Annotated in this window: 19 protein-coding genes; 9 read left to right on the top strand and 10 right to left on the bottom strand. The window is 69.6% G+C overall.

The features are described from left to right. Positions 1 to 33 precede the first annotated feature (33 nt). Positions 34 to 1,227: a cation:proton antiporter gene (locus FKO37_RS16555; protein ID WP_037817486.1), complete on the bottom strand. Its 1,194-nt coding sequence runs from the start codon at positions 1,225 to 1,227 to the stop codon at positions 34 to 36. Positions 1,228 to 1,268: 41 nt separating this feature from the next. Next, positions 1,269 to 1,586, bottom strand: a complete 318-nt coding sequence (locus FKO37_RS16550) for a hypothetical protein (RefSeq protein ID WP_238604937.1) — start codon at positions 1,584 to 1,586, stop codon at positions 1,269 to 1,271. A gap of 290 nt (positions 1,587 to 1,876) precedes the next feature. Here FKO37_RS16550 and FKO37_RS16545 point away from each other — a divergent pair, with 290 nt between their 5' ends. Both FKO37_RS16545 and FKO37_RS47160 read left to right on the top strand, forming a co-directional pair. Beyond that, positions 1,877 to 2,728 carry a chitosanase gene (locus FKO37_RS16545; protein WP_043838950.1) on the top strand — a complete coding sequence of 284 codons (852 nt, stop codon included), beginning with the start codon at positions 1,877 to 1,879 and terminating at the stop codon, positions 2,726 to 2,728. Between the two features lie 109 nt (positions 2,729 to 2,837). Next, on the top strand, positions 2,838 to 2,972 hold the full coding sequence (locus FKO37_RS47160) for a hypothetical protein (protein WP_255443417.1): 135 nt from the start codon (positions 2,838 to 2,840) through the stop codon (positions 2,970 to 2,972). Here FKO37_RS47160 and FKO37_RS16540 read toward each other — a convergent pair. The 3 genes from FKO37_RS16540 to FKO37_RS16530 are packed head-to-tail and all read right to left on the bottom strand — an operon-like array spanning position 2,961 to position 5,124. Beyond that, complete coding sequence (locus FKO37_RS16540) at positions 2,961 to 3,944, bottom strand: PHP domain-containing protein (protein WP_238604936.1); 984 nt, start codon at positions 3,942 to 3,944, stop codon at positions 2,961 to 2,963. The genes FKO37_RS47160 and FKO37_RS16540 overlap by 12 nt on opposite strands. An 18-nt stretch (positions 3,945 to 3,962) precedes the next feature. Continuing rightward, the gene (locus tag FKO37_RS16535) at positions 3,963 to 4,466 is read right to left on the bottom strand and encodes a metallophosphoesterase (protein WP_037817497.1); all 504 of its coding nucleotides are present in this window, start codon (positions 4,464 to 4,466) and stop codon (positions 3,963 to 3,965) included. A gap of 4 nt (positions 4,467 to 4,470) precedes the next feature. Further along, positions 4,471 to 5,124, bottom strand: a complete 654-nt coding sequence (locus FKO37_RS16530) for a GntR family transcriptional regulator (RefSeq protein WP_043838955.1) — start codon at positions 5,122 to 5,124, stop codon at positions 4,471 to 4,473. Between the two features lie 118 nt (positions 5,125 to 5,242). On the opposite strand from FKO37_RS16530, the gene araD reads away from it, so the two are divergent. Further along, positions 5,243 to 6,961, top strand: coding sequence for an L-arabinonate dehydratase (gene araD, locus FKO37_RS16525; RefSeq protein ID WP_238604935.1), 1,719 nt, complete (start codon positions 5,243 to 5,245; stop codon positions 6,959 to 6,961). A 91-nt stretch (positions 6,962 to 7,052) separates the two neighbouring features. Continuing rightward, on the top strand, positions 7,053 to 8,828 hold the full coding sequence (locus tag FKO37_RS16520; protein ID WP_238604934.1) for a VanW family protein: 1,776 nt from the start codon (positions 7,053 to 7,055) through the stop codon (positions 8,826 to 8,828). On the opposite strand, the gene FKO37_RS16515 is transcribed toward FKO37_RS16520, so the two are convergent. Next, positions 8,812 to 9,489 carry a TetR/AcrR family transcriptional regulator C-terminal domain-containing protein gene (locus FKO37_RS16515; RefSeq protein ID WP_134730505.1) on the bottom strand — a complete coding sequence of 226 codons (678 nt, stop codon included), beginning with the start codon at positions 9,487 to 9,489 and terminating at the stop codon, positions 8,812 to 8,814. The two genes, FKO37_RS16520 and FKO37_RS16515, sit on opposite strands and share 17 nt — an antisense overlap. Before the next feature lie 79 nt (positions 9,490 to 9,568). Here FKO37_RS16515 and FKO37_RS16510 point away from each other — a divergent pair, with 79 nt between their 5' ends. The 3 genes from FKO37_RS16510 to FKO37_RS16500 all read left to right on the top strand — a co-directional run bounded on the left by FKO37_RS16510 (position 9,569) and on the right by FKO37_RS16500 (position 12,611). Beyond that, the gene (locus FKO37_RS16510) at positions 9,569 to 10,126 is read left to right on the top strand and encodes an ester cyclase (protein ID WP_037817504.1); all 558 of its coding nucleotides are present in this window, start codon (positions 9,569 to 9,571) and stop codon (positions 10,124 to 10,126) included. Between the two features lie 42 nt (positions 10,127 to 10,168). Further along, positions 10,169 to 10,939 (top strand): ABC transporter ATP-binding protein, encoded by a 771-nt coding sequence (locus tag FKO37_RS16505; RefSeq protein ID WP_037817506.1) that lies wholly within the window; start codon positions 10,169 to 10,171, stop codon positions 10,937 to 10,939. 85 nt (positions 10,940 to 11,024) lie between these two features. Further along, entirely contained in the window at positions 11,025 to 12,611 is a 1,587-nt protein-coding gene (locus FKO37_RS16500) for a hypothetical protein (protein ID WP_238604933.1), read from the top strand. 543 nt (positions 12,612 to 13,154) lie between these two features. Here FKO37_RS16500 and FKO37_RS16495 read toward each other — a convergent pair. After that, on the bottom strand, positions 13,155 to 14,507 hold the full coding sequence (locus FKO37_RS16495; protein WP_238604932.1) for a TrpB-like pyridoxal phosphate-dependent enzyme: 1,353 nt from the start codon (positions 14,505 to 14,507) through the stop codon (positions 13,155 to 13,157). Positions 14,508 to 14,715: 208 nt separating this feature from the next. Between FKO37_RS16495 and FKO37_RS16490 the strand changes: the two genes are divergently transcribed. Beyond that, positions 14,716 to 15,495, top strand: a complete 780-nt coding sequence (locus tag FKO37_RS16490) for a PIG-L family deacetylase (RefSeq protein ID WP_134662526.1) — start codon at positions 14,716 to 14,718, stop codon at positions 15,493 to 15,495. A 740-nt stretch (positions 15,496 to 16,235) separates the two neighbouring features. Here FKO37_RS16490 and FKO37_RS16485 read toward each other — a convergent pair. The 3 genes from FKO37_RS16485 to pucD form a co-directional block, all read right to left on the bottom strand. Next, positions 16,236 to 16,709, bottom strand: a complete 474-nt coding sequence (locus FKO37_RS16485; RefSeq protein ID WP_037817511.1) for a (2Fe-2S)-binding protein — start codon at positions 16,707 to 16,709, stop codon at positions 16,236 to 16,238. Then, the gene (locus FKO37_RS16480; protein ID WP_238604931.1) at positions 16,700 to 17,578 is read right to left on the bottom strand and encodes a xanthine dehydrogenase family protein subunit M; all 879 of its coding nucleotides are present in this window, start codon (positions 17,576 to 17,578) and stop codon (positions 16,700 to 16,702) included. The genes FKO37_RS16485 and FKO37_RS16480 overlap by 10 nt, the downstream gene beginning before the upstream one ends. 357 nt (positions 17,579 to 17,935) lie before the next feature. Further along, on the bottom strand, positions 17,936 to 20,260 hold the full coding sequence (gene pucD / locus FKO37_RS16475) for a xanthine dehydrogenase subunit D (RefSeq protein ID WP_238604930.1): 2,325 nt from the start codon (positions 20,258 to 20,260) through the stop codon (positions 17,936 to 17,938). An 82-nt stretch (positions 20,261 to 20,342) separates the two neighbouring features. On the opposite strand from pucD, the gene FKO37_RS16470 reads away from it, so the two are divergent. Continuing rightward, positions 20,343 to 21,338: a LacI family DNA-binding transcriptional regulator gene (locus tag FKO37_RS16470; protein ID WP_238604929.1), complete on the top strand. Its 996-nt coding sequence runs from the start codon at positions 20,343 to 20,345 to the stop codon at positions 21,336 to 21,338. Positions 21,339 to 21,362 lie beyond the last annotated feature (24 nt).

Below are 21,362 nucleotides of genomic sequence, written 5' to 3'. Positions count from 1 at the left end.
ATATGCCGCGAGCGACAGCCCGGCGTCCCCCGCTCACGGCACCGGGGCCGGACGCGGCCGCACGAGCTTGGCCGGAAGCAGCCAGGTCAGCCGGTCCGAGCGGAGCACGGCGAGCGGGCCGATCACAGCCAGGAGCAGCACGTACCCGGCGACGAACGGGGCCACCCGCGAGTCCAGCCCGGCCGCGGTCGCCATCGTCGCCAAGACGAGCGAGAACTCGCCCCGGGTGAGCACGGTCAGGCCGATGTTCACGCCTTCCTGGCGGTCGAAGCCGTGCAACCGGGCCGCGAACGCGCCGGCGGCGAGGTTCAGCACCAGCGTCAACACGACCGCGGCGAGCACCGGGAGGACGACCGTGCCGACCGCGCCCGGGTCGATCGACAGCCCGAAGATGAAGAAGAACAACGCTCCGAACGCGTCCCGCAGCGGCAGCACCAGCTTGTGCACCCGTGGCGCGACCTGGGAATTGCCGAGCATCATGCCGACCATGAACGCGCCGATCGCGTCGGACACGCCCACCTCCTCGGCCACCGCGGCGCCGAGCACGGCCACGCCGACGAAGCAGACGGTGAGCAGTTCGTCGTCCGCCGAACCGAAGAGCCGCGACACGAGCCGTCCGCCCCAGCGCGCCAGTGCGGCGAGCACGAGCAGGAAGCCGAACGCCTTGCCGAAGTCGGCGAGCGCCGCGCCGAAGCCGTCCGCACCGCTGAGCACCGGCTGCAGCAACGCCAGGTACAACGCGAGGAACAGGTCTTCGAGCACGACGATGCCCATGATGAGGCGGGATTCCCGGTTGTTCATCCGCCGGGTTTCCAGGAGCAGTTTGGTGACGATGGCCGACGAGGAGATGCCGATCGCGCCGGCGATCACCAGCGCCTCGCGCGTGCCCCAGCCGAGCGCGAAGCCGAACGCGAGCCCGCCGCCGATGTTCAGCACGAGGTAGGCCACCCCCGCGCCGGCGAGTCTGGCGCCGCCGCGGGCGAGGTCGTCGAGCGAGAACTCCAGTCCCAGATAGAAGAGCAGGAATACGAGACCGAGCCCGGCCAGTACGCCGAATTCGGCCGGATCGTCCACAAGGGACAGTCCGGGGGTGTGCGGGCCGAAGACGAAACCGGCCAGCATGAACAGGGGAATCGTGGGCAGCCCGATCCGGGCGCCGACGCGGGCGAGGGCGCCGGCGGCGAGAAACGCGCCGCCGACGGCCAGCAAAGCATGACCGTTGCTCATGAGATCCTCTTGAGAGCCGGGTACAGGTGGGAAACGAGTACTCAGCAACCCGGAGGAGCGCGTGCCGCGGCGGGCGCGGGCGCGCGGTCCAGTTCGACCGGCGGCGCGGCGGAAAACGGGACGGTGCACCAATCCGGCCGGGCGAGGCGGATCTCGCCGGGAGCGTCGGCGAGCGGCAGCGGATGCGCGGCGACGAGATGCGGGCCCTGTTCCTGGACCAGGGCGGGTTCGGCGTCGTGCGGACGCGGGCCAGCCGGTCCTGGCCCGGGGACGGCCACGCCGAGCAGGAGCAGCGCGGCGAGCAGCAGGACGAGGATGGACCGGTGCCGCGGCGCGGGAGCGGCGGCAGCAGTCGTCATCTCGGGACGAGTTTACCATGTCTTTAAGGTTCGCCGGGAGCTCCACCCTGAGTCCACAGTAGACAGATGACGGCCGGATCCCGTGGTCCCAGTCATTTTCCGGCCTGCTTCAGGCAACCTTCATCGTCCATAGTGGACCACTGACATTCACATCCGTGAAAAATTTTCGTATCCCTTGCCTCGCCACTTCACGCTCGGTTATCGTGGCGCTACGCCGCAGCAGTACCCGGAACCGGTTCATTCGCCGGTCCGGCCGCCTTGCCCACGTACCGCGGAAAGGGATTCCCCCCATGCGCAAGACGATGCGGCCCGCGCTGGCCGCCGGTCTCACGGCTGCCTCGGCCCTCGCTCTGGTCCTCAGCACTCCCGCTCTCTCGGCCGCCGCCGTGCCCGCCCCGCTCGCCGCTTCGGCGTCCTCGGTGCTCGGCTCGGGCGGCGACCTCGCCTCCCCGGAGAAAAAAGAGATCGCGATGCAGCTGGTGTCGAGCGCGGAAAACTCGTCGCTCGACTGGAAGAAGCAGTACTCCTACATCGAGGACATCGGCGACGGACGCGGGTACACCGCGGGCATCATCGGGTTCTGCTCCGGCACCGGCGACATGCTCGAACTCGTGCAGGCCTACACCAAGTCCGTGCCGGACAACCCCCTGGCGAAGTTCCTGCCCGCGCTGGAAAAAGTCAACGGCTCCGATTCGCACGAGGGTCTCGGCTCGGCCTTCGAAAGCGCGTGGAAGCAGGCCGCGGGCACCGAGGAATTCCAGGCCGCGCAGAACAGCGAGCGCGACCGCGTGTACTTCGACCCGGCGGTGAACCAAGGCAAGTCCGACGGTCTCGGCGCGCTCGGCCAGTTCATCTACTACGACGCCATCGTGATGCACGGCCCCGGCACGAGCACCGACAGCTTCGGCGGCATCCGCGACGCCGCGCTGTCGCAGGCGAAGCCGCCGTCCCAGGGCGGCGACGAAACCGCCTACCTCAAAGCGTTCCTCGACGCGCGCAAGGTGGTCATGAAGAAGGAGGAAGCGCATGCGGACACCTCCCGCGTCGACACCGAGCAGCTGGTGTTCCTCAACGACGGCAACCTCGATCTGCACACACCGCTGAAGTGGAAGGTCTACGGCGACCCGTACGAGATCAACTGAGCCCGCAGCAGGTTCTCGCACTCCGCCTCCGCGTGGGACCGCGACGGCGACCGCTGGGTACGGGAGCTCGGCCCGTACCCAGCGGACGTCGGCGCGCAAGGAATCGGCGTTGCGCGCGAAGGCCGGTTCGGCGTTCTTCCTGCACGTGTCCACTGGCGGACCGACCGCAGGCTGCGTCGCTCTCGCACAAGACGACCTGATCGCGGTGCTGCGCTGGCTCGATCCCGCGCGGTCATCGCAGTAACTGATCGGCCGTCCGCGTGTTGACGACCCGGTCCGGTCCGATGCCCGCCTTTTCCGCGCGCTCGCAGCCGTAAGCCTGCCAGTCGAGCTGGCCGGGCGCGTGCGCGTCGCTGTCGATCGCGAACTCGCAGCCCAGCTCGACGGCCTGGCGCAGCAAGCCCATCGGCGGGTCGAGCCGGTCCGGCCGCGAGTTGATCTCCACCGCCACGCCGTTCTCCCGGCACGCGGTGAACACCTTCTCCGAGTTGAACTGCGACTCCGGCCTGCTGCGTCCGCCGACCAGCCGTCCGGTGCAGTGCCCCAGCACGCGGACGTGCGGGTTCTCGACGGCGGCCAGCATCCGCGGCGTCATCTCCCGCGCGGGCATCCGCAGTTTCGAGTGCACGCTCGCCACCACGAAGTCGAGCCGGTCCAGCAGCTTCTCGGTCTGGTCGAGCGCGCCGTCGTCGAGGATGTCGACCTCGATGCCGTGCAGCAGGCGAAACGGTGCCAGCTGCTCGTTCACTCGCGCGACCTCGTCCATCTGCGCCCGCAGCCGCTCCGGAGACAGCCCGCGTGCGACGGTCAGCCGCGGCGAATGGTCGGTGAGCACGATCCACTCGTGCCCCAGGTCGCGTGCCGTCTCGGCCATCTCGAGGATCGGGCTGCCGCCGTCGGACCAGTCGGAGTGCGTGTGACAGTCGCCGCGAAGCGCCGTACGCAACGCACCTCCGTCCGGCAGCTTGCTTTCGGGCAGCTTCGCCGCGTACGCGGGCGTACGGTCGTGCCACGCGTCCTCGATGACGCCGGCAGTGGCTTTGCCGATCCCCTTCAACGCCTGAAGCGTCTTCGCGCCGACGCGCGACGCCAGCTCCTCTTCGGAGAGCCTGTCGACCACAGCGGCGGCCTGACGGAACGCGCGCACGCGGTAAGTCGGTTCACCGGCGCGCTCGAGCTGGAAGGCGATGTCGCGCAGCGCGCGGGCCGGGTCCATGCCTCCTGTTTTACCCGCTCAGCCGCGGCGAGGCAGCTCGTGCAGCTCGACGTCGCCGAGACGGCCGTTCTTGATCTCCGCAGTCTGGTAGGTGCAGAACGGCTGCCGCCGCCGGTCGGTGGGCGAGCCGGGGTTGAGCAGCCGCAGCCCGCCGGGCGTCACCGTGTCCCACGGGATGTGGCTGTGTCCGAAGATCAGCACGTCGACGTCCGGATACAACGCGTCGCAGCGAGCCGCCCGGCCCTTCGCGTCGCCGGTTTCGTGGACGACCGCCACCCGGACGCCCTCCAGCGTCTCCCTGGCCACTTCGGGCAGACGTTTCCGCAGTTCAGGACCGTCGTTGTTGCCGTACACGCCGATCAGCCGCGTGCTGCGGGCTTCAAGAGCGTCGAGGGTGTCCACGTCGACCCAGTCGCCCGCGTGCACCACGACGTCGGCCTTCGCGACCTCGTCCCAGACCTGCGCGGGCAGTTCCTTCGCCCGCTTCGGCAGGTGGGTGTCCGCGACGAGCAGCAACCGCACGCCGTCACTCCTCCCCGATCGCCTCGAGCACGTGGTCGAGGAACGCCGCGATGTGCACGCGCAGCAGCTCGGCCGCGCCGTCCTCGTCGCCCTTCCGCGCGGCGGCGAGCACCGCCTTGTGCTCGTTCCATTCCTTGCGCCAGCTGGGATTCGCGTCCCAGCCGACCACGGTGATCAGCGCGGCGCGGTCGCGCAGGTCGTCCAGCATCGACACCATCAGCGGGTTGCCGCAGCCGGCGTACAACGCACGGTGGAACCGCCGGTTGAGCAGGCTCAACGTGGTCTGGTCGGCATCCGCGGCCGACGCCTCCTTGAGAATCTGCGCGGCCTCGTCGAACGACTCCCGGTCCGCCGCCCGCACCGCGCGGCGCAGCGCTTCCGGTTCCAGCACCATCCGCACGTCGTAGACCGACCGCGCCAGCTCCCCGTCGACCACGCATACCGACGCGCCCTTGTACGGGCTGAACGTGACCAGCCCGGTGTTGGACAGCACCTTGAGCGCCTCGCGCACCGGCGTCTTCGACACCCCGAGCCGCGCGGCCAGCTCCGCCTCCACCAGCTGCTGACCGGGCACCAGCTCGCGGGCGAGAATGCCGCGCCGGATCTCCTCCAGCACCACCTCGGTGCGGGAGGCGGGGAGGCTGAACGTGGACGGCATGCCGACCCTCCTGGCTTTCGCGCTCGTCCCCGCACATTCAACCAGGCGGGCGTCTCCGAACGTCGACACGTACGATCATATATCAGATGCCATCCGTCGACCGAGAGGACGCGCAGCAATGAAGGCACCCGAGGACCTGCGCAGCCACCGCTGGTTCGGCGGCGACGACCTGCGGAACTTCAGCCACCGCACCCGCGCCCGGCAGCTCGGCTACGAGCCGGAAGAACACCTCGGGAAGCCGGTGATCGGCATCCTCAACACCTGGAGCGACATCAACCCGTGCCACCAGCACCTGCGCGAACGCGCGGAGCAGGTCAAGCGCGGCGTGTGGCAGGCGGGCGGATTCCCGCTGGAGTTCCCGGTGGCGACGCTGTCGGAGACGTATCAGAAGCCGACGCCGATGCTGTACCGGAATCTGCTGGCGATGGAGACCGAGGAACTGCTGCGGTCGTATCCGGTCGACGGCGCGGTGCTGATGGGCGGCTGCGACAAGACCACCCCGGCGCTGCTGATGGGCGCGGCGAGCGCCGGGCTGCCGTCGATTTTCGTGCCCGCGGGCCCGATGCTGCGCGGAAACTGGCGCGGCGAGGTGCTCGGCAGCGGCACCGACATGTGGAAGTACTGGGACGAACGGCGCGCGGGCACGATCGGCGACCGCGAACTGGCCGAACTCGAACGCGGCCTCGCCCGCTCCCCCGGCCACTGCATGACGATGGGGACCGCGTCGACCATGACGTCCGCCGCCGAGGTGCTCGGGCTGACGCTGCCCGGCGCGGCCTCGATCCCGGCGGTCGATTCCGCGCACCACCGGATGGCCGCGGCGAGCGGCGCGCGCATCGTGGGCATGGTGTGGGAGGACCTCACGATCGCGAAGATCGTCGACGAGCGCGCGTACGCCGACGCGATCACGACCGTGCTGGCGCTCGGCGGGTCGACCAACGCGGTGATCCATCTGATCGCGATGGCCGGCCGCAGCGGGATTTCCTTGTCGCTGCAGGATTTCGACGCGATCGCCCGCCGCGTGCCGGTGCTGGCGAACATCCGGCCCGGCGGCGACTGGCTGATGGAAGACTTCTACTACGCAGGCGGCCTGCCCGGGCTGCTGTCCCGCTTGACCGACCTGCTGCACCTCGACCGGGTCACCGTCACCGGACGTCCGCTCGCCGACTCGCTCGCCGACGCCCGCGTGCACAACGACGACGTGATCCGCCCGCGCGACAACCCCGTCGCCAGCGAGGGCGGCGTGGCCGTGCTGCGCGGCAACCTCGCGCCCGGCGGCGCGGTGATCAAGCACATCGCCGCCGACCCCGCTCTGCTCACCCACACCGGTCCAGCAGTGGTTTTCGACAACTACCAGGACTTGAAGAAGCGCATCGACGACCCGGCGCTGGGCATCACCGCCGATTCCGTATTGGTGCTGCGCGGATCCGGGCCGCTCGGCGGTCCGGGCATGCCCGAGTACGGCATGCTGCCGATCCCGGCGCACCTGCTGGAACAAGGCGTGCGGGACATGGTGCGGATCTCCGACGCCCGGATGAGCGGCACCAGTTACGGCGCGTGCGTGCTGCACGTGGCACCGGAATCGCACGTCGGCGGGCCGCTCGCGCTGGTCAGCGACGGCGACCTGATCACCCTGGACGTGCCCGCGCGGACGTTGCAGCTGGAGGTCGACGAGGCCGAACTGGAACGTCGTCTCGCCTCGTGGGCCGCCCCTGCGCCGCGGTTCGAGCGGGGTTACGGTGCGCTGTACGCGGAGCACATCACGCAGGCCGACGAGGGCTGCGACTTCGACTTCCTCGCCCGCGCCGGCGCCAATCCGGAACCGGACGCTGGGTGACCGGTTTGTTCCGCTGGGGGCAGTAGTCCGGCATGTCCGGCTCGGCCCGTACGCTGTGCCCCTGACCGCAGCGAATCGAAGGGGTCGTGAGGTGCAGTACGAACCGCGCTGGCCGGAAACCGACAGCGACCAGACCGAGGTCCTGCCGGTCGTACCACCGGAGGAACCTCCGTCCCCGCCGCGAAGGCGCGGCCTGCGCAAAGCCGGCTGGATCAGCGGCGGCGTGCTCGGCGTCCTGGTCGTCGCGTACCTCATCGACCTGCTGACCAGCCAGGGCCGGGTGCCGCGCGGCGTGGTCGTGGCCGGCGTGGACGTCGGCGGGCTGGAGCGGCCGGTCGCCGAACGCGAGCTGCGCGGGAAGATCGAGCCCCGGCTCACCCAGCCGCTCACGGTCACCGCGGGCAACGCGCACACCAAGCTGTCGCCGACCGAGGCCGGGCTGGGGCTCGACTGGAGCGGCACTCTCGACCAGGCGGGCGACCAGCCGATCAACCCCTTCACCCGGCTGGCGTCGTTCTTCAGCACGCGGGAACTGGGCGTCGTGTCGCACGTCGAGGCAGCGAAGCTCGACCCGGCGCTCGAGGACCTGCGCGGCCGCGTCGACCGGGCGCCCGCCGAGGGCACGATCCGGTTCGACGGCACCACGCCGGTCGCGGTCCCGCCGCAGGTCGGGCAGAAGCTGGACGTCGCGGCGGCGCGGGCGAAGGTGCTGAGCGGCTGGGCTTCGGGCAGCGAACTGACCCTTCCGGTCACGCCGACGCCGGTGCGCACCACCGCCGAGGGCGTTCAGCGCGCGCTCACCGAATTCGCCAAGCCCGCGGTGTCCGCGCCGGTCGTCGTCAAGGGCGAAGGCGCGGACGCGACGCTGACGCCGGAGCAGATCGCCGGCGCGCTCACGTTCGTGCCCGGCGACGGCGGCGGCCTCGCCCCGCAGATCGACCCGAAGAAGGTCACCGACGCGCTCGCGCCGCAGCTGAAGTCCACCGAGCAGGAGGGCAAGGACGCGGCCATCGCGTTCTCCGGCGGGAAACCGGTCGTCGAGCCGTCCGCGGACGGCAACACGGTCGACTGGGAGCAGAGCCTCAAGCCGCTGCCGAACACGCTGAAGCAGACCGACAGCCGCGAGCTCAAGGCGATCTACAAGAAGACGCCCGCGAAGGTGACCACCGAGCAGGCGGACAAGCTGGGCGTCAAGGAAGTCATCGGCGAGTTCACCACCGGCGGTTTCGCCGCCGACTCCGGCACGAACATCCGGGTGGTCGCCGAGAAGGTGAACGGCGCGATCGTGAAGCCGGGAGAAACGTTCAGCCTCAACGGATTCACCGGTCCGCGCGGGCGTCCGCAGGGCTACGTCGAGGCCGGCGTGATCGAGAACGGCGCGCCCGCCCGCGAGGTCGGCGGCGGCATTTCGCAGTTCGCCACCACGCTGTACAACGCGGCGTACTTCTCCGGGATGAAGGACGCCGGGCACAAGGAACACAGCTACTACATCAGCCGCTACCCGGCCGCGCGCGAGGCGACGGTGTTCCAGAATCCCAACGGCGCCAGCGTGATCGACCTGAAATTCACCAACGACTCGGACACCGGCGTCGCGATCCAGACCGTCTGGACGCCGTCGTCGATCACCGTGAAACTGTGGGGCACCAAGCGGTACACGGTCGAATCGGTCCCCGGCGAGCGCACGAATCCGACGCCGCCGCCGACGAAACCGGGTACGGCGGAGAACTGCCACGCGTCCAACGGCGCGCCCGGTTTCACCGCGAGCGACACGCGGATCCTGCGCGACGCCTCGTCGGGCCGGGAAGTTTCGCGGCACACGCGGTCGGTCCGCTACAACCCGCAGCCGAAGATCACCTGCGGGGAGTAGCGAGTCGCTGCATCGTGGCGGCTACCGCGAGGTCGACGGCGAAAGCGAACTCCGCTTCGTGATCGCACCGCGCCAGATGCGGCGCGGATTCGACCACGGCGGGAAGCTCGGTCTGCTCCAATTCGGCGCGGCGGTGGGCGATCCCGGCTTCGTCGGTGACGCCGAACGCCGGTCCCGCGCCCGCCTCGCGCAGAAGCGAGCCGACGACGACGGCCAGGAGCGAGCGCAGCAGGTGCACCGCCTCTTCCGGTGACGCGCCTGCCTTGCGCAGCACCGAAAGCACCGCCTCGACCGGAGCGAGCGCGGCGATCGACGGCAACTGTCTGGTTAGGACCAACGCGGCGGCCTGCGGGTGCGCTCGGGTTGCTTTCCGGAACGACTGGGCGATGGCGCGGAGGTCCGCTTCAGGCTGCCCGGTCAGCTCCGGGAGATCGATCCCGCCCAGTACGTGTCCGGCGACGGCGTCGAGCAAGGCCTCTTTGCCGTCGATGTGGTGGTAGAGGCTCTTCGCGTCCACGCCGAGACGCTGCGCAACGGTCCGCATGCTGACCGCTGCCGCCCCGTCGGCGTCGACCACTTCCAGCGCGGCCGTCAGGATCGCCTCCCGCGACAGCCTGGCGTCTCCCTTGCGCGGGCGTCCCCGGCGCGTCGTGGTGTTCACGGCTCCATCATGGCGCACTTGCGTTAAACCCACAGTGTGGATTAAATTGCGGCTTCGCTCCCCTGGTTTGGAGGAACCCGTGGACCCGTTGGCCATCCCCGCGCCCGAAGTGCTGCGTGCCCGGCAAAAGCTCGTCCTCGACCACTTCCACGACGAGGTGCGCCAGGACTGGGACGACGTGCTGGCGACGTTCCCGCATCCGCACTACGAGATCGTGCCGACGATGACCGTGCACGACGGTGATTCCGCCGTGCGCGGCTACTACGACGAAACGCGCCGCGCTTTTCCCGATCAAGACCACGAAATCATCGCTCTGCGCCACAGCGCGGATGCGGTAATCGTCGAATTCTGGCTTCTCGGCACGCATCGCGGGCCGCTCGGGAAGATCCCGCCCACCGGGCAGCGGTTCCGGGTCCGGATGACCGCGTACTTCCTCTTCGACGCGGACGAACAGCTGGTGTGCGAACGCATTTACTTCGACACGCTCACCATGCTCCGGCAGCTGCTGCGCGCGTACGACGTCCGGAAGCCCACCTCGTGGCCCAAGCTCGTGCGCGCGGTGCGCGGGCTGCTCGCGATGTCCGGGACCCCGGATCCACGGCTTTCCGACACCACTCCGCCCGCTTTTTGTCGGTGACCCCGCGTACAGTCGTGCGCACACCACGGGAAGGGGGAACCGGTGTCCGACGACGCGGCCATGGGGCTTTACGGACTCACCAAACGGTTCGGGACCACGCTGGCAGTAGACGATGTGCGGCTTGAAGTGCCGCGGGGGTCGTTCTTCGGCCTCGTAGGCCCCAACGGAGCCGGGAAAACGACGTCGCTGTCGATGGCGGTCGGCCTGCTTCGGCCGGACGCCGGCGAAGCGCGCGTGTTCGGCGTGGACGTGTGGCGGGAACCGGAACGGGCGAAAAGCCTGATCGGCGTTCTTCCGGACGGATTGTCCATTCCGGAACGGCTCACCGGACGGGAACTGCTCACGTACATGGGCCTGCTGCGCGGGCTAGCGCCGGACACAGTCGCCGAACGCGCCCAGGAACTGCTCGGCGTGCTGGAGCTGACGGACGCCGAGCGCACCCTCGTCATCGACTATTCCGCGGGGATGCGCAAGAAGATCGGCCTCGCGACGGCGCTGCTGCACGGCCCACGGCTGCTGGTGCTGGACGAACCGTTCGAGGCGGTCGACCCGGTTTCCGCGTCGACGATCCGCACCATCCTGCAGCGATTCGTCGCCTCCGGCGGCGCGGTCGTGCTGTCGAGCCACGTGATGGCGTTGGTGGAACAGCTGTGCAGCCACGTCGCAGTGATCACACGCGGACGCGTCGTCGCCGCGGGCGCGGTGGCTGACGTGCGGGGCGAAGGCACGCTGGAAGACGCGTTCGTGCACATCGTCGGCGGCCGGACGGGCGGAACGGAGGGGCTGGCGTGGTTGGCGTCCTCGTCCGACTGAAGCCGCGGGTCCTGCGCGACTCCCTCCGCGGGCGACTCGCCGGAACCATCGTCGGCGCGCGGGCCATCGGAACGGGGGCGCCAGCATGATCGGCATCCTCATCCGACTGAAGCTCCGAGTCCTGCGCAACTCCCTCCGCGGCCGACAGATCGCCGGAATGATCGTCGGCGGCCTCTTCGGTCTGCTGGCGGCCCTGTTCACCATCGGCATCGCGGTGTTCCCGGCTCCGGAAGCGCGGATCACCGTCGACCTGCTCACCTCGATCTACGCGGTCTGGATGGCGGGCTGGGTGCTCGCGCCGATCGCGACCGGCGGCGGCGACGACACCCTGCGGCCGGAACACTTCGCACTGCTGCCGATCGGCCGCCGCAAGCTGGCGGTCGGTCTGCTCGCGGCGAGCTTCGTGGGCGTCACCGCGGTGGTGAGCCTGCTGGCGTTCCTGGGCTTGGTGTTCTACGGCCTGCGATTCGGCGCCGGCGCCGCGCTCGTCGGTCTCGTGTTCACCGTGCTGCAGCTGGCGTTCGTGGTGCTGCTGTACCGCGTGGTGATGGCCGCGCTGGGCACGCTGCTGACGTCGCGCAAGGGCAAGGAACTCGGCATCATCCTGGTGGCGCTCACCGGGTTGTCCGGGGTCGCGGTCAACTACGTGATGCGGAGCGTCGGCCCGGCGATCGTCACCGGTCAGATGCCCGGCTTCGTCAGCGTCATGCACGCCCTCCCGTCCGGTTGGGGCACGCTCGCAGTACACGCGGCCGGAGTCGGGAATTGGGGCACAGTCGGCGGCCTCTTCGCCGCACTGCTCGGCGTCGTAGCGGTTCTGGTCGTGCTCTGGGGCGCGCTGCTGGCCCGCCAGGTCACCACGCCGTCGTTCCGCGGAGCCTCCCGCACCCGCGCGAAGAGCACCCGCACGCGACGCAGCCTGCTGCCCGCGACCCCGGTCGGCGCCGTGGCCCGCAAGGAACTGCGCACCTGGTGGCGAGACGCCCGCCGCCGCGTCGCCCTCCTGTCGACGCTGCTGATCGGCTTCGTCATCACCGTCGTCCCAGCCCTCTCCGGCGGGGGCGGCCAATCGGCGATGCTGCCGTATTTCGGTGTCGCAGTAGTCCTTTTCGCCTCGATGCAGTCCGGCAACCTGTACGGAATGGACGGCAGCGCCCTGTGGCACACACTGGTCGTCCCCGGCGCCGAACGAGCCGACATCCGCGGCCGCCAACTGGCGTGGGTCCTGATCGTCGCCCCCGTGGCTTTGGTGCTGGCCCTGGTCCTGCCCGGCGTCACCGGCGTACCGGGCGCGTACCCGTGGGTCCTAGGCCTGGTCCCCGCGACGTTGGGTGCCGGAGCCGGAGTCCTGATGCTGCAATCGGTCTTCCTGGCCTTCCCCTTGCCAGATCAACGCCGAAGCGGCAGCCCATGGTCCTCCGGCGGACGCCCAGGGTGCGCCCGAGCCGCCCTGATGCTGGCGACCACACTGCTCATCGTGCTCGGCGCACTGCCGGTAGTGGCACTGGGCGTGGCCGGAAAGCTGGCCGACCTGCCGGTGCTGCAGTGGCTCGGCATCCCAGCCGGAATCGCGACCGGCATCGCGCTGGCATGGTGGTGGGGTTCGCTCGCCCAGCAACGACTGGTGACGCGGGGTCCGGAGCTACTGGCGACCGTCTCCAAGGAACGGTGAGAAATTCTTCTTGCCGAGGTGTCTCATGGCGTCGCGCGCGTTGATAACCAAGGCAAGAGACCCCGCCAGGGGAGTTCGCCGTGAAGCAGTACCTGCTGGCCGCCCGGGGAGACGAACCGCGCTGGAGACCGGCGAGGAACTGACCGCCCAGATGGCTTGCACCGACCCAGGCACCGACGACATAAACCTTCGGTGCCTGGGTGTTGGTCGGCGGTTTGCGCCCTTCGCATCCCGCCACCGTCGTCCGCCCCGCGAACGGCGCGGTCATGATGACCGACGGCCCGTTCGCCGAAACGCGGGAGCAACTGGGCCGTCGCACCGCAGCCTCGTCAGCTCACCAACCGCTCCCACGCAGCCACACCTTCACCTGCCACTACCCTCACCAATCGCGCCCTCCGAGCACACCTGCGCCAGCCCACCAACTTTCACCAACCGTGCCCTCCCAGCACACCTCCACCAACCCACCAACCCTCACCAACCGCACCCTCCCAACGCACCTCCGCTCCCCGCCACCTCCTTCCTGCGCCCCGCCAGCAGCACCTCTCAGGGCAGTGCCGCCAACGATTCCTCCAGTGCCGTATCCGGAAGTTCGTTGTCCACCATGTCGCCCGCCAGATATGCGCCGTACGCGGGCAAGTCGAGATGCGCGTGTCCGCAAAGCGCGGTCAGGATCACCTTCTCTTCGCCAGTCTCCTTGCAGCGCAACGCCTCCTGGATACACGCGGCCAGCGCATGCGTCGGCTCGGGAGCGGGGATGATGCCTTCGGTGCGGGCGAACTGCACCCCGGCGGCGAAGCATTCCTGCTGCCCGATCGCGAGCGCCTCGATGAGGCCCAGTTCGTAGATGTGCGAGATCAGCGGCGACATCCCGTGATAGCGCAGGCCGCCGGCGTGGATCGGGTCCGGGATGAAGCCGTGGCCGAGCGTGTGCATTTTCAGCAGGGGCGTGAGACCGGCGGTGTCGCCGAAGTCGTAGGCGTAGCGGCCGCGGGTGAGGGTCGGGCAGGCCGCCGGTTCGACCGCGCGGATCACCGGGTTCATCCGGCCGGCCAGTTTTTCCCGCAGGAACGGGAAAGCGAGCCCGCCGAAGTTGGAGCCGCCGCCGGTGCAGCCGACGAGCACGTCCGGGGTGTCGCCGGCCAGTTCGAACTGTTTGAGCGCTTCCTCACCGATCACCGTCTGGTGCAGCAACACGTGATTGAGCACGCTGCCCAGCGCGTACCGCACGCCCGGATCCGCGGCGGCCTGCTCGACGGCTTCGCTGATCGCGATCCCGAGGCTGCCGGTCGACTGCGGGTTCTCCGCCAGGATCGCCCGGCCCGCGGCGGTGCGATCCGATGGACTCGGGTACACCTGCGCGCCGAAGGTCTCCATCATCAGCTTGCGATACGGCTTCTGGTCGTACGACGCGCGCACCTGCCAGACCTCGCAGGACAGCCCGAACGTCGCGCACGCGAACGCCAGCGCGCTCCCCCACTGGCCGGCGCCAGTCTCGGTGGTGAGCCGCGTGACGCCCTCCGCCGCGTTGTAGAACGCCTGCGGCACAGCGGTGTTCGGCTTGTGCGAGCCGACCGGGCTGACGCCCTCGTACTTGTAATAGATCCGGGCCGGGGTCCCGAGCGCCTTCTCCAGCCGGCGGGCGCGGTAGAGCGGGGATGGCCGCCAGAGCCGGTAGACGTCCCGGACTTCCTCGGGAATGTCGATGTAGCGCTCGGTGGTGACTTCCTGCTCGATGAGCGCCTGCGGGAACAGCGGGGCCAGGTCCGCGGGCCCGACGGGCTCGCGGGTTCCCGGGTGCAGCGGCGGGGGCGGCGGCTCGGGCAGGTCCGGCACCACGTTGTACCACTGCGCCGGGAGATCGGCCTCGTCCAGGATGTATTTCGTCCGTTCTGCCATGACGCCTCCTCGGTCGGCGGACCCCAACGTAAGCCGGGCGGCGGGAGAAGCCAAGCGCCGGAGCGCGCGAGGGGACCCCTCGCGCCGTTAAAGCCGCAGGTCCACCCATGTGGGCGACCTGTCCACAATGGAGGGTGTGGCTGATTCCCCGGAAGCCGTTTCCGGCGGGCGCCGGTTTTTGTCGGTGGGTGCCGGTACGTTCGGTGGCATGGCGACATTGGTGACGTTCCACGCCCACCCGGACGACGAGGCGATCATGACCGGCGGCGTGATGCGCAAAGCGGCCGACGAGGGGCACCGGGTGGTGCTCGTGGTGGCCACGCGCGGAGAAAAAGGCGAGATCCCCGAGGGCCTGCTCGACGACGGCGAGCAGCTCGCGGACCGCCGAGTGCAGGAGACGCAGGCGGCGGCCGAGGTGCTGGGCGTCTCGCGAGTGGAGTTCTTGGGATACCAGGACTCCGGGATGATGGGCGACCCTTCCAACGACGGCCCGGAAACATTCTGGAGCGCGCCGGTCGAGGAAGCGGCGAAGCGGCTGGCTGCGATCCTGATCGAGGAGTCGGCCGACGTGCTCACGGTGTACGACGACTTCGGCGTCTACGGCCACCCGGACCACATCCAGGTCCACCGGGTCGGCATGCGCGCGGCCGAACTCGCGGGCACGCCGCGGGTTTACCAGGGCTCGACGAACCGCGACCAGATCCGCCGAGCCGCCGAAGCCGCCCGCGCGGCTGGTGAGGAAGGCGGCCCGGACGCGGACATGATCATCGGGAAACCGGAAGCCGAGCTGACGGCCGAAGTGGACGTCACGGCATACCTGAAGGTGAAGCGGGCGGCGATGCGCGCGCATCGGAGCCAGATCAGCGAGGAGTCGTTCTTCCTGGCGCTCCCGGACGACAAGTTCGGCGAGGCCTTCGGGACGGAATGGTTCATCCGGGAAGGACAGGGGCCGGGGGTGACGGAGACGGACCTGATGAAGGGCCTCTGACCGGACCGAATGAGCGCAGGGGTTCGGGGGTTCGTGCAACCGCCAGACGCGGGTTGCCGCTGTGAACGGCGGCCCCTCGACCGGCGCGAGCCGAACCTGCGGGCGGATCGCTCGCACGAGCCCAAGGCTGGGACGGACGAGCCATCGGGTGCGAGGTCCCGCTGGGGACTGCGTGCCTGAGACAGGCGCGGGCTGAGCCCCCGGACGCAGGTTAGCGGCACGAGCCGAAGGTCGGATCGGACGAACCACCGGGCGCGAGTTGCGCTGCGGTCCGCAAGCCAGAGACTGCTGCAGGCCGAGCCCGCGGACGGGTCACCGGCGCGAGCCCAAGACCGGGGCGGACCAACCGCCCGGTGCGAGTTTCCACTGCGGTCTGCGGGCCCGAGACAGACCGGGCCTGGCCCGCGGGTTGCTGGCCCCAGCCCTAGACCGGCACTGGCGAACCCTCGAACCGAGCCATCTTCATTGGCCTCAGGGCTGGGGAAGGCTCGGGCGAGGCCCCGGGCAATGGGCTTCCGGCGCGGGACAGGCGCTCGGGGCGGGTCGGAGTGGCCGTCGCGGGCAAGCGGCGAGCCGTCCGCTGGCTGGGCGGAGCGGTCGCCCAGCCTGGGCTGCGGTCCATGGGCGAGGTCGAGCTGTGCCTTCCCGAGCACGGCCGAGCTAACGCAAGCTCCGCGAGGGCTGAGTCAGCTCGGCCTCGTACCCCTGCGAGCTGGCGAGCATCGAGGCACCCGCAAACATCACCCAGGCTCCGCCACCCGGGCCGAGGCCAGGCGGACCGCGTCTAGGATTTTTTCGTATCCGGTGCAGCGGCAGAGGTTCCCGGCCAATGCCTCGCGGATTTCTGGATCCGAAGGGGCATCCACGCGGTGCACCAACTCGTGCGCGGCGACGATCAACCCCGGTGTGCAGAAGCCGCACTGCACGGCGCCGGTGTCGAGGAAGGCTTGTTGTACTGCGTCCAGCTGGTCGCCGTCCGCTAGGCCTTCTACGGTACGGACGTTCCTGCCCTCGGCTTGGCCCGCGGCGACCAGGCACGAGCACACTGGGGTACCGTCCAAATACACTGTGCACGAACCGCATTCGCCTTGTTCGCAGGCGTTTTTCGAGCCTGGCAAACCCAGTTGATCACGCAGCACGGAGAGCAGGCTCTGCCCCTCCCACACCTCGTCGACGGTGCGCGGTTCGTCATTGACAGTGAGGTTCAGGCGCATTTCGGCTGCCCGCCTTTCCGATAGTCTTCCCAGGCCCAGCTCAACGTCCGGCGGGCCAGTACGGCGATCGCGTGGATGCGGTAGTCGGCGGTGCCCCGGACGTCGTCGATCGGAGACGCGGCGCTCGCGGCCAGTTCGCCGAAGCGGCGGACGACCGCGTCCGGCAGCCGAGAGCGGGAGGTCCACGCGTCGGACAGGGCGTCGCGGAGGAAGTCTTCGGCGGCGGTTGCCCGGCGCGGGGTCGGGGCGGCCGAACCGACCGCGGCGCCGATCCAGCCGGTTTCCGGGGCCAGGTCCAGGGCGAACGAGCACACTGCGATGACCATCGCGTTGCGGGTGCCGACCTTCGCGAACTGTTGCGGGCCGGTCGCGGCGGGGAGGTGGATGGCGGCGATCAGCTCGTCGGGGGCCAGAGCGTTGCGTTTGACGCCTTGGTAGAACTCCGTCGCCGGGATCATCCGGGTGCCGCGGACGGACGCGACTTCGATGGTCGCGTCGCAGGCCAGCAGCATGGGGTGGGCGTCTCCAGCCGGAGAGGCCGCACCTAAGTTTCCGCCGACGGTGCCTCGGTTGCGGATTTGCGGGGAGCCGACGGTGCGGCTCGCCATCGCCAGGCCGGGGAGGCGGGTACCTAATTCAGTGATGATTCGCGTGTACGAGACGCCTGCGCCCAGGCGGATCCGGCCGTCTCGCTCGGTCCATTCGGTCAGGTCGCCGATCCGGGTGAGGTCCAGCAGCGCGGGCGGGCGGCGGTGGTCGAAGTTGAGTTCGACCAGGACGTCGGTGCCGCCGGCCAGCGGCACGGCGTCCGGGCGGGCGGACTTGGCGGCCAGGGCTTCGGCCCAGGTCGCGGGGGTCAGGAAATCCACGGGGCACCTCCGGGAGGCAGACTGCCGGTCAGGGACGGGCAGGAAGGGCAAAGGGGCACGGGCGAGAAGGGGGAGGAAGGCCGGGGGCATGCGGCACGAAGGAAAAATGGGCCTCTGCGAACAGGTCGCGCCGGACCGCTGCACACGGGCTACTGCGCTCACGAAACGGACCGCTGCGGACAGTCACGGCGGAACGCTGCGCACGGGCCACCGCACTCACGAAACGGACCGCTGCGGACAGGTCATGGCGGACCGCTGCGCACGGGCCACCACGTTCACGAAACGGACCGTTCACGAAACGGACCGCTGCGAACAGGGCACGCCGGACCACTGCACACGAGCGCACACGAGCCACCATCACGAAGCGGCGCGACGACCGGCCAAGGCGATGTCGTCCGGGCGGATGGGGGCGTTCGGCAGGGGCAGGCCGGTCGCGGAGCGGAGGGCGTTCAGGATCGCGGGGGTCGACGACAGGGTCGGCGGCTCCCCTACGCCGTTCAGGCCGTACGGCGAGTCGGGATGCGGGAATTCGAACAGGCTGATCGGCATCGGCGGGACGTCCAGCACGGTCGGGATCAGGTAGTCCGTGAAGGACGGGTTGCGTACCCGGCCCTCGCGGTCGACCAGGATTTCTTCCATCAAAGCCAAACCCAGGCCCTGTACGCTGCCGCCTTCGATCTGGCCTTCTACGGCTAGCGGGTTCATTGCCTTGCCGACGTCCTGGGCGGTCGCCAGCTCGACCACCTTCACCAAACCCAGGTCGACATCCACGTCCACCACGGCTCGGTGCGCGGCGAAGGCGAACGCGATGTGTGCGTTGCCCTGCCCGGTTTCCGGGTCGATGCCTTGGGTCGGGCGGTGGTGGTATTCGAAGGTGTGCGAGACAGTGTCCGAACCGACGACGCTGACGATCGGGCACACCGGATGGCCGCCGCTGTCCAGGACGTGGTCGTTGCCCAGCGACAGGGCCGAAGCGGGCAGGCTGTAGGCGTCGGCGGCGCGGCGCAGGAGTTCCCGGGCGATGTGGCGGCAGGCGCCTTGCACGGCACCGGTCGACATCCACGTCATGCGGGAGGCGGACGCGGAACCGGCGTCGCCGATTTGGGTGTCGGCGGGGAGGACGACTACCCGGGAGACACCCAGTTCCGTGCTCGCTACCTGTGACTGCACCGTGGTGACGCCTTGTCCGCACTCCGCGGCGGCGGTGTGCACCGAGACGACCGGGGCGCCGTTCACTACCGCCAAGGCGACTCGGGCCGTCGAGATGTCGTCAACGCCTCCTGAGTAGCCGATCGCTTTCACCCCGACCGCGTAGCCGACTCCGCGACGCACCCCCTCGCCGTGCGTCGTGTTGGCGGCTCCGCCGGGCAGGGAAAGCAAATCATCAGCGCCAGCCGGCGGCAGCGGACGGTCGCGGAGGGCTTGCAGCAGTTCCGCGACTGGGGCTGGGCCGTCGACGGCTTGGCCGGTGGGCAGGACGGTGCCCGTCGTCATGGCGTTGCGGAGCCGCAGCTCCATCGGGTCCATGCCTAGTTCGTGCGCCAGTTTGTCCATATTGGACTCGCAGCCGTAGGCCGATTGGACGGCGCCGAAACCGCGCATTGCGCCGCAGGGCGGGTTGTTGGTGAATACCGCCAGGCCGTCGATTTCGGCATTCGGGACGTCGTATGCGCCGGTGACGAAGTAGCAAGCGTTGGCGATTACCACGGGCGAAGTTGAGGTGTAAGCGCCGCCGTCCAAAACCAGGCGGGCTTTGACGTAGACCAGGCGGCCGTCCTTGGTGGCTCCGTGTTCGTAGCGCATCTTGGCCGGGTGGCGGTGCACGTGCCCGAAGAAGGATTCGTAGCGGTTGTAAGACATCTTGACCGGACGGCCGAGGCGCAGAGCGAGCATGCAGGCGTGCACGTGGACGGAGAGGTCTTCCCGGCCGCCGAAGGCACCGCCGACGCCGGCCAGGGTCAGCCGCACTTTTTCCGGCGGCAAGCCCAGACACGGGGCCAACTGTTCCAGGTCTTTGTGCAGCCATTGCGAGGAAACGTAAAGCTCGACGCCGCCGTCCTCGGAAGGAATCGCCAAGCCGGATTCCGGGCCCAGGAAAGCTTGGTCCTGCATGCCGACTTCGTACTCGCCGGTGACCACGACGTCCGCTTCGGCGCGCGCCGCGGCCAGATCGCCGTGGCGAATTTTCACGTGCCGGACCAGGTTGCCGTCCGGATGGATGGGACGGACGTCCTCGTCCAGGACGGTCATCGGATCGGTGACCGGGTCGAGCGGTTCGTAGTCGACGATGATCAGTTTTGCTGCCTGCCGGGCGGTTTCCGGGTCGTCGGCGGCGACCAGCGCCACCGGTTCGCCGTGATACCGAACCTCGTCCACCGCGAGAACCGGCTGATCGGCGGATTTCATTCCGTACGTTTTCGCGCCGGGCACGTCCTCGTGGGTGAGCACGGCGTGCACGCCCGGCTGGGCGAGCGCCTTGCTCGTGTCGATGGACCGGATCCGCGCGGCCGCGTACGGGCTGCGCAGCGTAGTCGCCCAGACCGTTCCCTCGATCCACAAATCCGACGAATAGGCGAACCTGCCGGTTACCTTGGCGGTGCCGTCCGGACGGAGGGCGCTTTCGCCCACCCCGGCGGCTCTCCCGGTTTCCGCGGCGCGTACCAGCGAGTCCACAATGACCACCAGCTTTCCTGCGTTGCCGACTGCACGGATTCAACACGTGTAGATCGGGACTGTCAACGGCTCTTCGGGTATCGTCTGGCGCATGCAGCGGGTCACCCGGGACGATGTCGCACGGCTGGCGGGCACCTCGCCGGCCGTGGTCAGTTACGTGCTCAACAACGGCCCGCGGCCGGTCGCGCCCGCCACGCGAGCGCGCGTCGAGCAGGCGATCGCCGAGCTCGGCTATCGGCCGAACCTCGTCGCGCGGGCGTTGCGGTCCACGCGCAGCAATGTGCTCGGGCTGGTCGTGCCGGACAGCAGCGAGGGCTACTTCACCCAGCTCACGCACGCGGTCGAGCGGGCCGCATTCGCTCGCGGATCGCTTGTGCTGCTCGGGAATTCGGCGTTCTCGCGGGAACAGGAACTGCGGTACGCCGAATCGCTGGCGAACATGCGCGTGGACGGCCTGCTGCTCGTCCGCGCGGAGATCGCCGGAGCGGCCGCTACCCACTCCACTTTGGACGTTCCGGTCGTCTACCTGCACCACCACGCCCCGGCAGGCACTGCCGCGCCGTCCGTCGTGCTGGACAACAAGGCGGGCGGACGGTTGACCACCGAGCACCTGCTCGGGCACGGCTACCGGGAGATCGGCTGTCTTACCGGAACCGCGCGGTCCGGGCCGGTGGCCGATCGCGCCCGAGGCTGGACCGAGGCGATGCGGGCGGCGAAGCGGAGCGCGGGCAACGTCGTCCGCACCGGACTCGACCGGCATGCCGCGCGGGCCGATATCCGGCGGTGGTTGCAGTCGCCGGAGCGGCCGCGCGCGATCATGGCGACAGCGGACGGGCTGGCGCTCGACACGCTCACAGTCGCGGCGGAACTTGGCTTGAGCGTGCCGAAAGACCTTGCGGTGATCGGCTTCGGCGGGACTGACGCCGCCGCGCACAGCTGGCCCGCGCTGTCCACTGCCGGGCATTCCTTCGACGATTTCGCCGACGCCGCGGTGTCCACTCTGGACCAGCTCCGCGGGAACACCCAGCCGGACGACCGCGTCCTCGACGTCCACCTGACCGCGCGCGCCAGCTGCGGGTGCGACTGACCCCGCAGCCGGCGCGCCAACGGA

Origin of the sequence: Amycolatopsis sp. Poz14, from assembly GCF_006704225.1 — a bacterium.
Classification (GTDB): Bacteria; Actinomycetota; Actinomycetes; order Mycobacteriales; family Pseudonocardiaceae; genus Amycolatopsis; species Amycolatopsis nivea.
Note: the sequence above shows the minus strand (reverse complement) of the source record. Positions and strands in the feature narration are given on the sequence as shown.